The following is a 10,296-nucleotide window of genomic DNA, read 5'->3' as shown; positions in this document are numbered from 1 at the left end:
AGTGTATATGAAGAATCTTTTCGTTCATCGCTGTTCAGTGCAGTGCTCCTGCGAAAGCAGGAGCCCAGAGTGCGAGGCGCCGCATCAAGAACCCTGGGCTCCTGCTGTCGCAGGAGCACGCTCAAGTGTCGATGAGCGTGGCTTCACGCTTTCGGGGCGTTCCGCCGAAGACGGCTTCACGCTGGTCGAACTGATGGTCGTGATCGTGATCATCGGCCTGCTGGCGACGATCGTGGCGATCAACGTCATCCCGGCGACCGACACCGCTCGCATCGAAAAGGCGAAGGCCGATATTTCGACGATCGAGCAGGCGCTGGAGCAATATCGGCTCGATAACCTGACCTACCCGGCCGGTTCCGACGGCTTGCAGGCGCTGCTCAATCCGCCGGCTTCGCTGGCGCAGCCGCAGCGCTATCGCCGGGGCGGATATATCAAGAAGCTGCCTCAGGACCCGTGGGGCCGCGCCTACGTCTACACCGTGCCGGGCCGCAAGGGCGCGTTCGACATCAGCTCGCTGGGCGCCGATGGCCAGCCGGGTGGCGAGAATGAGAATGCGGATATCTATTCCAGCGAACTCTGATCGCATGGCATTCCTGTGCTCCGGCGAAAGCCGGAGTCCAGGGTTGCACGCACAGCGTTCGGAACCCTGGACTCCGGCTTTCGCCGGAGCACAGCATCCTGCGGGGCAGGGTGGATTTACCCTCTTGGAACTGATGGTCGTGCTGACGATCATCGGCTTCATTTCGGCTGCCGTCGTTCTGGCCATCCCCGATCCGCGTGGACGGGTGGTGGAGGATGCCGACCGCTTCGCCGCGCGCGTGGCTGCCGCGCGCGACGAAGCGGTCGTCACTGCACGCCCGATGGGCCTGTGGGTGTCGGCCTCTGGCTATGGTTTCCAGCGCCGCGAGGGCGAGCAATGGGCGCCGATCGAGGACAAGCCCTTCGTCACGGCCAACTGGAAGAGTGGCACCCGCGCGCTGGTGGGCAAGGATGGCCGCCAGCAAATCGCTTTTGACGGCACCGGCCTGCCGACCGATCCCCTAACTGTGACCCTGGCGCGGGAAGGCGAGCGGGTGTCCGTGACGGTCGATATGGCGGGGAAGGTCATGGTCGGTGGCTGAAAATCTCGCATCTTGTCCTCAGTCCGTTCGCCCTGAGCCTGTCGAAGGGCGCGCGCAACGCCCTTCGACAGGCTCAGGGCGAACGGAATTTGAGCTGAGCAGTAAACAACGGGGGGGGCTGTCTTTTCATCGTTCCGATGAGCGCGGCTTCACGTTGCTCGAAATGCTGGTTGCGCTGGCGGTGTTCAGTCTGGCGGCTTTGGCGCTGGTGCGGTTGCAGGGGGTGACGTTGCGGACGGCCGCCGATCTCGACAGCAAGGCGCTGGGTCAGATCGTGGCGCGCAACCTGATGGTCGAGGTGCAGAGCGATCCCGTGCCGCCTTCGGTCGGGCAGGAGGATGGCGAAGTCGAAAATGGCGGGCGGCGCTGGCACTGGAGCCGCAGCGTCAAGGCGATGGAGGACAAGCGCCTGTTGCAGGTCGACCTGACCGTCGACGGTCAGCCGGGTGCGTCGCCCGTGGTGCTGAGCTTCATGCGGGTGGTGGAATGATGCTGGATTCACCGACCCCGGAATGCGCCAAGGTGCCCTGGGTCCCCGCCTTCGCGGGGACGCGATCGAGTGTCGACGATCGCGGCTTCACGCTGATTGAATTGCTCGTCGCGCTGATGATCTTCGCGATGCTGGCGGCGGCGGGCGTTCTATTGCTGGGCAACAGCGTCTCCGCGCAGGCGCAGGTCAAGGCGCGGCTGGATGATCTGGCGGCGGTGCAGCGGGCGGGCGGGGCGCTGGCGGGCGATCTGGGGCAGGCGGTGCCGCGCATCACGCGCACGGAAGCGGGCACCAATGCGCCGGCCTTCTGGGCGCATGACGATGGCGAAAGCCAGCCGGTGATGCAGTTCGTGCGCGGCGGCTGGGACAATCTGGGCGATCTGCCGCGGCCATCGCTGCAAAAGGTCGAATATTGGGTGCGGCAGGGGCGGCTGGAACGGCGGACCTATGCGCAACTGGATGGGGCGGCAGGCGATGATCCGGCGGCGCTGCTGGACAATGTTGAGGCAGTGAAGCTGCGTTTCCGCGATGTACGGGGCAAATGGCTGGAGGAATGGACGCCGCCGCAGCCCGACCTGATGCCGCTGGCCGTGGAAATGACCGTGACGCGCACGGGGGAGCCACCGGTGACGATGCGTTTTCTGGTGGCGCCCGGCCCGCAGGAAAAGCTGGAGGGCGCGACCGGTGCCTGATCCGCGCAATGAGAAGGAACGGGGCGCGGCGCTGCTGACCGTATTGCTGCTGGTGGCAGTGATGGCGGTTGTCGCCGCGACCGCGCTGGAGCGGGTGGCGCTGGCGACGCGGATGACCGGCAATGGCGGCGCAGTCGATCAGGCGCGGGCCTATGCCGACGCGGGGACGGAGATGGCGCGGCTGCGCATCGGCGATCTGACCGCCAGCAATCCGGTCAAGATCACGTTGGCGGGCAATTGGTTGGGCGCGCCGCAAGCGGTGGCGGTGCCGGGCGGCGTGGCCACCGCGCGGGTCACGGATGGCGGCAATTGCTTCAACCTCAACAGCGTGGTCAGCGGTCAGAGCGAAGCCGCGCTGAAAGTCCGGCCGATCGGCGTGACGCAGTTTCAGGCGCTGCTGGAAGCGCTGGGCGTGCAGACGCGACAGGCGCAGGCCGTGTCCGTGGCGCTGGCCGACTGGATCGACAGCGACAGTGTGCCCCAGCCCGGCGGCGCGGAGGATGACAGCTATGCCCAATATGCGCGGCCCTATCGCACGCCCAACCGGATGATGGCGGACCCCAGCGAATTGCGGGCTGTGGCCGGGGTGACGCCCGCCATCTACGCTTTGGTGAAGCCGTGGATATGCACCTTGCCGGTCACGGATTTGTCGCCGATCAACATCAATACGCTGCTGCCGGGCCAGTCGCCCTTGTTCGCGATGTTGCTGCCGGGGCAATTGTCGGTGGCGCAGGCGCGGCAATTGCTGGCGCAGCGGCCGGCGGACGGCTACGGCAGTACGGTGCAATTCTGGGCTTTGCCTTCGCTGGCGGGCCTGTCGCCCGCGACCGAGGTGGCAGAGCAGGTGAAGTTGAAGACGGGATTTTTCGGAGTGACTGTGTCGGTGGAAGTCGGGGGAACGCAACTGGTGGAGCGCGCGCTGATCGATGCGCGGGAAAGCCCGGCGAGGCTGGTGCGGCGCAGTTGGGGTGGTGAGGCATGAGCAGTCGCGATGCCCTGATCCTGTTGCTGCCCGAAGCGGCCGAGGCGCCGGTGCGCTGGATGCGCGTGATCGACGGCGCGCTGGTCCAGTCGGGCGAGGGCGCCAACTGGCTGGCGGCCTGTGGCATCGCGACGCTGCCGGACAAGGCGCGCGTGCTGCTGGTGCCGCCGGCTGCGCTGGTGACGCTGCACTGGATCGCCCATCCCGAACTGCCGGTGCGGCAGGGGCGGGCGGCGGCGCGCTTCAGCGCGCTGGCGGGGAGCCTGCTGCCCGCCGACCAGCTTTTCGCCGCGACCGATGCCAATGATGATCCGGGCCGGCCGCATATCGTTGCCGTGGCCAGCCGGGCCGACATGCAGCATTGGCTGCTCTGGGCGCAGCATCATGGGCTGGACCCGGACATCATCGTGCCCGCGCCCCTGCTGTTGCCGGAGCCGGAAAGCGGTTTTGTGCGCGGCCGGATCGCCGACGAGATGGTGCTGCGCGGCGTGGACATGGCGCTGACGGCCGATATGGCGCTGCCCGAACTGATCGGCGACACGCCGGTCGTGGATGTCGCGGCGGGCGTGATCGAAGGTCGAGCCATCGCTGCGCTGGATGCGCCGCCGATCGATTTGCGGCAGGGCGACTTCGCCAAGCGGGTGCGGCGTGCCGTGGACAAGCAGGCGCTGGGGCGCATCATCTTGTGGGGCGTGTTGATCCTGCTGCTTTGCCTTGCCGCTGTTCTGGTCGGCATCGTGAAGCAGCATATGGCGGCGAGCCGACTGGACCGGGAGAGCGTGGCGCTGGCGCAGCAGATAGTGCCGGGTGCCAGCGACGCGGCGCAGGCGCAGGTGGAACTGGAGGGGCGTCTTGCCGCACGGGGCGCGGGTGGACGCGCCTTTACTGCGCCGGTCGCCGGGCTGCTGGCGGCCGTGCAGGATGCGCCGGGCGTGGCGCTGACCAGCCTGTCGCGAGATCCGGACGGGATGATCCGGGCGACGTTGGCGGCGGCCAAGGCGGACGACATCAACATGGTCCTGCTGGCGATACAGGCTGCGGGCTTCACGATCACGGCGACTCCCTCCCAGGAACCGGGCGGGCGGACGGTGGCGGATATCACGGTGCGGTCATGATGGAACGGATAACAGCATATTGGGGCGAGCGATCGCCCCGCGAGCAATGGATGCTGGGGGTGATGGTCGTGCTGCTGGCGGCGACCTTCCTGTGGTTCGGCGTTGCCGCGCCGCTCGACCGGGCGCAGCGTGGCGCGCGGGAGACGTTGCTGGAGGCGACCGACCGCAATGCCGCCGTGCGCGCAACGGTGAAGCAGTTGAAGACGCTGCCCCGCACGCCGGCCTCGACCGGTCCCGCCGTGCCGCTGGACCAGTTTGTCGGGCAGGCCGCGGGTGAGGCCGGGCTGACGCTGGAACGGGCGCAGGCGCAGGGCAATGACCGGATGGAAATCGCCATCGCTTCAGTCCGGCCGGTTGCGCTCTTTTCCTGGCTGGCCGGGCTGGAGGCGCAGGGCGTGCGGGTGGAAACGATGAGCGCGCGGCCATCGCCGACGGCGGGCAGCGTGTCGGTGCAGGCCGTGCTGGTGCGGGGAGAGGGGCAATGATGGGCCTGATCCTGTCGCGGCGGATGCGGATCGTGCTGATTGTCATATTGCTGCTGGGCCTGATGATCTTCCTGCCGATGCGCGTCGCGCTGGGGCTGGCCGGGCTGGAGCGGATCGGCGTTGCTGCGCGGGAAGTCCGCGGCACGGTGTGGAGCGGGCGGATCGACCAGTTGATGCTGGGCAATATGCCGCTGGGTAGCGTTCGCGCCGGCCTGTCGCCCATCTCGCTGCTGATGGGGCGTGCGCGCTTCGACATCGCCCGGACCAAGGGGCTGCCGGATGATGTGAAAGGGGCGCTGACGGTCGGCTTTGGGCGCATTGGCGTGGATGACGTGACCGGCGCGGTGCCGCTGGGCAGAACCTTCGCGCCGCTGCCGGTCGGCAGCCTGATGCTGGAAGATGTGAGCGCCTATTTCAGCGGCGATCGCTGCGGCCATGCCGAAGGGCGGGTGCGGGCGCGGATGGCCGGGCAGTTTCCGGGATTGAACCTAAGCCAGGGCCTGTCCGGTACGGTGGCCTGTGACGGTGACGCGCTGCTGCTGCCTTTGGTCAGCCAGTCGGGGCTGGAGAAGGTCAGCCTGCGGATATGGCGATCCGGCCGCTATGTTGCCGAGATGCGGATCGAAACCGCCGATACCGCGCTGACGGGCATATTGGGGCAGGCCGGGTTCGCCCCGGTCGGCAATGCGCAGATTTTAAAGGTCGAAGGGACGCTGTGATCCAGCCGACCCCGGCGCTTATCGGCGCGCTGGCGGGCGCGATCCTGGGCAGCTTTCTGGCGACCCTGATCCTGCGCTGGCCGCAGGGCCGTGGCGTTGTGCGGGGGCGATCCGCCTGCGATGGCTGTGGCCGCACTTTGACGGCGCGCGACCTGATCCCGATGCTGAGTGCGATGCTGAGCAAGGGGCGCTGCCGCACCTGTGGCGGGGCGATCGATCCGCTGCATGGCCGGGTGGAGGCGGACTGCGCGATCATCGGCGCACTGGCGATCGGTTTCCGGCCCGATCTGGGCGGGATCGGCTGGGCGTTGCTGGGCTGGCTGCTGCTGACGCTGGCGGTGCTGGACTGGCGCCATTTCTGGTTGCCCGATGCCTTGACCCTGCCGCTCGCTTTTTTTGGCTTCACCATCGGCCTGTGGGCTACGGATGTGGGGCTGACGGATCGCGTGATTGGCGCAATTGTCGGTTATGGCACGTTGCTGGGCATTGCGCTGGGTTACAAGAGCTTGCGGGGACGAGACGGACTGGGGTTGGGCGACGCGAAGCTGTTGGGCGCGCTGGGCGCCTGGTTCGGATGGCAGGCGCTGCCCTTCCTGCTGCTGATCGCATCAGCGATGGGACTGGTGGTCATGCTGGCCACTGGTCGCGCAAAGGCGCGAACCGCGCGGGTTCCACTAGGGACATTTTTGGCGCTGGCGGCGGTGCCGGCGTGGGCGCTGGCCGACCGCCTGATCGGATAGGCGCTATTCGGCAGGGCGCAGCCGATAGCCGATGCCCGGTTCGTTGGTGATGATGCGCGGTTGTTGCGGATCATCCTCCAGCTTTTGCCGCAGGCCGCGCACCAGTACGCGCAGATATTCGACATGATGGTCGACCTCGTTAGGCCAGACCTGCGCCATGATCTGGCTGTGGGTAATGACACGGCCGGGGAAGCGGGCGAGTTGGGCCAGCGCGGTGAATTCCTTGGGCGTCAGGTGGACCTCGGCTCCCGCCCTTGTGACTTTGTGGGCGAGCAGATCGATGCTGACGTCGCCAACGGTGAGCGCCGATGCCGCGCCGTCCCGCGTCAGACGGTTGCGCAGCGCGACCCGTACGCGGGCCAGCAGTTCGTCGGTATCAAAGGGCTTGGTCAGATAATCGTCGGCGCCCAGATCGAGCGCGGCCACCTTTTCATCGGTGGCGTCGCGCGCCGACACGACGATCAGGGTGGTATCCGACTGCTGCTTGATCAGTGGCACCAGTTCCAGCCCGTCCCGGTCTGGCAGACCAAGATCGAGCAGCAATATATCGGGTCGATCACGCCGCAGCAGATCGAGCGCGCTGCGGCCATTGTCCGCCTCCATCCCTTCATAGCCGGCGCGGGTCAGTGCGGCCTGGATCAGTCGGCGGATATGCGGTTCGTCATCGACGATCAGGATCTTGTGGCGCAAAGTCATGGATCATCCCTGTCAACTGGCATGGTGACGATCAACCGTCCCGGAATATGAATGGTGAAGCGGGCGCCTTGCGGTGAAACCTGATTGCCGGCTTCTACTGACAGGCCCATGGCTTCGGCGAAACCCTTGACGATGGCAAGGCCAAGTCCGGTGCCATGGCGGACCCGATCAGACCCTTCCAGCCGGGTGAAGGTTTCGAAGACCCGCTTTTCCTGTCCCGGTGGAATGCCCGGCCCCTGATCGATCACTGACAGGAGCAGGGCGTCAGGTGTCCGTCGCCCGGCGATCAGGACCGGGGTGTCGGGATCGGCATAGCGTCCGGCATTGTCGAGCAGGTTGATCAGGCAATGATGCAGCAGCACCGGATCGACCCGGACAAGGGGAATGTCGGGCGGGATATCGACGGTCACATCATGCCCGGCCAGCGCCGCGCGGCTATCCTGCACGGCACTGGCGACGGCGTCGAACAGGTCGGTCGCCTCCGGCTTCATCGGCAGGGCGCCCGCCTCCACTCGCACCATGTCGAGCAGATTGGCGACGAAACGGTTCAGTCGGCGCGCTTCCGTTTCCACCGTGTCGGCCAGCGCCTGCGACGGATGAAGCTTCATTTCCTGCGCGGCGGAGAGGATAGTGGTCAGCGGGGTGCGCAGATCATGGCCGACCGAGGATAGGAGGGCGGCACGGAGGCGATCGCGCTCCCCGATCTGGCGCGCGATCAGATTTTCTTCCTCCAATGCCATCCGATCAAAGGCGATCGACGCCTGGTCGAGCAGGCTCATGAGCAGCGGCAGCCGATCGGACCGGAGCGGTTCGCCTGCATCCTCCCGCGCCATGCCGAGCGCGCCGAGCACGCCGCGCGAGGTGCCAAGCGGATGGAACAGCCAGTCGGAGGCGGTCAGGGTGGACGATCCCCGGCCGGCCGGTTGTTCATTGTCCATCGCCCATTGGGCAGCAGCACGCTCGATTTCGTCCAGCCGGTCTTCCGGTGGGAAGGCGGCGGCCAGTATCGGGCCGTCGGGAGAGGGGAGTAGCAGCACGGTGCGGACATCGAGCAGGCGCGCGACTTCGGCACAAATGGCCTGCATCAATTCATCTTGCGTGACAGAGGCCGTCAACTGGCGCGAGAAACTGGCAAGGGCGGCATTCTGGCGTGCGCTGGACCCCGCCAGTTCGGCCTGCGCCCTTACGCGCGCGGCAAACTGGCTGGTGACGATGGCTACCCCCAGCAGCACCAATATGCTGACGATATTTTCGGGATTGTTGACCGTCAGCGTGCTGGTGGGCGGCAGGAAGAAGAAATTATAGGCGAGGCTGGAGGCTATGCCGGTGAACAGCCCGGCCCGTAGTCCGAAGGAAGCGGCGGCGAACATGACAGGCACGAGATAGAGCAGAGCGATATTGCCCAGATCGATCAGTTCCAGCAACAGACGACCGATCGTCGTCATTGCTGCAACCATCAGCAGCGACCAGCCAAATTCGATCGCCTGCCCCCAGCGGACCGGGCGATAGACAGGCGCGCGTTTCACCGGCGGGGTGTCGCCGCCGGGGAGGACATGGATGGCGACGTCGCCAATCGTGCGCACCAGTTGGTCGACAACTGACCCGTGACGCCGTTCGAACCACCAGGAGCGCGCCGACTTGCCAATGACGATCTGGGTCGCGCGGGCATCCAGCGCGAAACGATGTAGCCCCTCCACCACATTGGCGGCCGGGATGCTGGCGGTGGATGCACCCAGTCGCGATGCTAGCGCCAGCGTGTCGGCGAGCTGGTGCCGGTCGGCATCGGCAAAATAGCGGTCGCGCTGGGTTTCGATATGCACCGTAGTCCAGGGCGCCTTGAGTGCATCGGCCAGTCGTTTGCCTGCACGCACCAGACCGGCGGCATGGGGCAGTTCGCTGACGGCGACGACGATCCGTTCGCCTGCGGCAAAGCTGCCCGCCAGCGCATGGGCGCGGACATGCTCCAGCATCTGTGCGTCGACCGCCTGCGCCGCGCGCCGCAGGGCCAGTTCGCGCAGCGCCGTCAGGTTGGATTTGGAGAAAAAGTGGCCGAGTGCGCGGCTCGCCTCCTGCGGGATATAGACCTTGCCGTCCTTCAGCCGCTCGATCAGTTCATCGGGCGGAATGTCCACCACTTCGATTTCGGCCTGTTCCAGGATCGAATCCGGCACGGTTTCGCGGACCCGCACGCGGGTGAAGGAGGCGACGACGTCGTTCAGGCTCTCCACATGCTGGATATTCAGGGTGGAATAGACGTCGATGCCGGCGTCCAGCAGTTCCTCCACATCCTGATAGCGTTTGGGGTGGCGGCTGCCCGGCGCATTGCTATGTGCCAGTTCGTCGACCAGAGCCAGTTGCGGGCGACGGGCGAGGATTGCATCGACATCCATTTCGCCCAGTCGATGGCCTTTATGATCGACGGTCAGGCGCGGGATGAGTTCATGATGCTGGACCAGTGCTTCCGTTTCGCGCCGGCCGTGGGTTTCGACCACGCCGATCACGACGTCGATCCCGGCGTCGCGGCGCTGTCGCCCGTCGGTCAGCATCTCATAGGTCTTGCCGACGCCCGGCGCCGCCCCAAGAAATATCTTGAGGCGGCCGCGGCCTTCCTGCGCGGCGACACGCAGAAAGGATTCGGGATCCGGGCGGCGCTGATCGTTCACCGGACTTGCTTAGCGCCAATCGCGTCGAGCCGTCGATTCAGTTCGAACAGGTTGACGCGCGGTTCGCCCAATATACCCAGCATTGGCCGATCCACGTTCTGCTCCACCAGCGCGCGCACTGTCGCGACGGGGAGGTTGCGGGTCCGAGCGATGCGGTCGGCTTGATAAAAAGCTGCCTCGGGGCTGATATCAGGGTCCAGTCCCGAGGCAGAGGCAGTCACCAGATCGGACGGAACTAAACGACCGGGTGCAGCAGCCTGATAGGTTTGAAGATCGCCCTTCACCCGGTCGACCAGCGCCTCAGACGTTGGGCCGAGGTTGGAGCCGGAGGAAGCAAGGCCGTCATAGCCCTTGCCCGCCGCCGAAGGGCGACTGTGGAAATAGCGGTCCGACGTGAAGGCCTGACCGACGATGGTGGAGCCTATGACGACGCCCTTGTCGCGCACCAGACTGCCATTGGCCTGACTAGGGAAGACGGTCTGGCCGACGCCGGTCAGCACCAGAGGATAGGCGATGCCCAGCAGCAGCGCGAAGAGCAGGGTCATGACCAGCGCGGGGCGCAGGGCGGATGTGAGATCGTTAAACATGATAGT

General features: G+C 66.2%; 12 protein-coding genes. 9 read left to right on the top strand and 3 right to left on the bottom strand.

Features of this window, described 5'->3' with window-relative positions; all coding sequences use genetic code 11:
* Positions 1-7: 7 nt before the first annotated feature.
* The 9 genes from gspG to BMX92_RS03375 all read left to right on the top strand — a co-directional run bounded on the left by gspG (position 8) and on the right by BMX92_RS03375 (position 6,344).
* Positions 8-580: a type II secretion system major pseudopilin GspG gene (gspG, locus tag BMX92_RS03415; protein WP_093011852.1), complete on the top strand. Its 573-nt coding sequence runs from the start codon at positions 8-10 to the stop codon at positions 578-580.
* 43 nt (positions 581-623) lie between these two features.
* Positions 624-1,121 carry a GspH/FimT family pseudopilin gene (locus BMX92_RS03410; protein ID WP_177184922.1) on the top strand — a complete coding sequence of 166 codons (498 nt, stop codon included), beginning with the start codon at positions 624-626 and terminating at the stop codon, positions 1,119-1,121.
* A 118-nt stretch (positions 1,122-1,239) separates the two neighbouring features.
* Positions 1,240-1,611, top strand: coding sequence for a type II secretion system minor pseudopilin GspI (gene gspI / locus BMX92_RS03405; RefSeq protein ID WP_256213271.1), 372 nt, complete (start codon positions 1,240-1,242; stop codon positions 1,609-1,611).
* Positions 1,608-2,303: a type II secretion system minor pseudopilin GspJ gene (gene gspJ, locus BMX92_RS03400; RefSeq protein WP_256213254.1), complete on the top strand. Its 696-nt coding sequence runs from the start codon at positions 1,608-1,610 to the stop codon at positions 2,301-2,303. The genes gspI and gspJ overlap by 4 nt, the downstream gene beginning before the upstream one ends.
* The gene (gene gspK, locus BMX92_RS03395; RefSeq protein WP_093011849.1) at positions 2,296-3,285 is read left to right on the top strand and encodes a type II secretion system minor pseudopilin GspK; all 990 of its coding nucleotides are present in this window, start codon (positions 2,296-2,298) and stop codon (positions 3,283-3,285) included. Before gspJ ends, gspK begins: the two co-directional genes overlap by 8 nt.
* Entirely contained in the window at positions 3,282-4,400 is a 1,119-nt protein-coding gene (gene gspL, locus BMX92_RS03390; protein ID WP_093011847.1) for a type II secretion system protein GspL, read from the top strand. The genes gspK and gspL overlap by 4 nt, the downstream gene beginning before the upstream one ends.
* Positions 4,397-4,885 carry a type II secretion system protein GspM gene (gene gspM / locus BMX92_RS03385; RefSeq protein WP_093011844.1) on the top strand — a complete coding sequence of 163 codons (489 nt, stop codon included), beginning with the start codon at positions 4,397-4,399 and terminating at the stop codon, positions 4,883-4,885. Before gspL ends, gspM begins: the two co-directional genes overlap by 4 nt.
* A complete protein-coding gene (gspN, locus tag BMX92_RS03380; protein WP_093011840.1) occupies positions 4,882-5,604 on the top strand; it encodes a type II secretion system protein N in 723 nt (240 codons plus the stop codon). Before gspM ends, gspN begins: the two co-directional genes overlap by 4 nt.
* Positions 5,601-6,344: a prepilin peptidase gene (locus BMX92_RS03375; RefSeq protein ID WP_093011837.1), complete on the top strand. Its 744-nt coding sequence runs from the start codon at positions 5,601-5,603 to the stop codon at positions 6,342-6,344. Before gspN ends, BMX92_RS03375 begins: the two co-directional genes overlap by 4 nt.
* 3 nt (positions 6,345-6,347) lie before the next feature.
* On the opposite strand, the gene BMX92_RS03370 is transcribed toward BMX92_RS03375, so the two are convergent.
* The 3 genes from BMX92_RS03370 to kdpC are packed head-to-tail and all read right to left on the bottom strand — an operon-like array spanning position 6,348 to position 10,290.
* A complete protein-coding gene (locus BMX92_RS03370; protein ID WP_093011834.1) occupies positions 6,348-7,040 on the bottom strand; it encodes a response regulator in 693 nt (230 codons plus the stop codon).
* Positions 7,037-9,703, bottom strand: coding sequence for a sensor histidine kinase (locus BMX92_RS03365; RefSeq protein WP_093011832.1), 2,667 nt, complete (start codon positions 9,701-9,703; stop codon positions 7,037-7,039). The genes BMX92_RS03370 and BMX92_RS03365 overlap by 4 nt, the downstream gene beginning before the upstream one ends.
* Positions 9,700-10,290 carry a potassium-transporting ATPase subunit KdpC gene (kdpC, locus tag BMX92_RS03360; RefSeq protein ID WP_093011829.1) on the bottom strand — a complete coding sequence of 197 codons (591 nt, stop codon included), beginning with the start codon at positions 10,288-10,290 and terminating at the stop codon, positions 9,700-9,702. Before kdpC ends, BMX92_RS03365 begins: the two co-directional genes overlap by 4 nt.
* Positions 10,291-10,296 lie beyond the last annotated feature (6 nt).

Origin of the sequence: Sphingobium sp. YR768 (assembly GCF_900111125.1) — a bacterium.
In the GTDB taxonomy this organism is placed as follows: Bacteria; Pseudomonadota; Alphaproteobacteria; order Sphingomonadales; family Sphingomonadaceae; genus Sphingobium.
This window is presented reverse-complemented; position numbering and strand designations above follow the sequence as displayed.

Excerpts from the sequence above, each read along its gene's own strand:
- gspG (WP_093011852.1), top strand. The coding sequence starts at position 8 with ATGAAGAATCTTTTCGTTCATCGCTGTTCAGTGCAGTGCTCCTGCGAA.
- gspJ (WP_256213254.1), top strand. The coding sequence starts at position 1,608 with ATGATGCTGGATTCACCGACCCCGGAATGCGCCAAGGTGCCCTGGGTC.
- gspL (WP_093011847.1), top strand. The coding sequence starts at position 3,282 with ATGAGCAGTCGCGATGCCCTGATCCTGTTGCTGCCCGAAGCGGCCGAG.
- gspM (WP_093011844.1), top strand. The coding sequence starts at position 4,397 with ATGATGGAACGGATAACAGCATATTGGGGCGAGCGATCGCCCCGCGAG.
- gspN (WP_093011840.1), top strand. The coding sequence starts at position 4,882 with ATGATGGGCCTGATCCTGTCGCGGCGGATGCGGATCGTGCTGATTGTC.
- BMX92_RS03370 (WP_093011834.1), bottom strand. The coding sequence starts at position 7,040 with ATGACTTTGCGCCACAAGATCCTGATCGTCGATGACGAACCGCATATC.
- kdpC (WP_093011829.1), bottom strand. The coding sequence starts at position 10,290 with ATGTTTAACGATCTCACATCCGCCCTGCGCCCCGCGCTGGTCATGACC.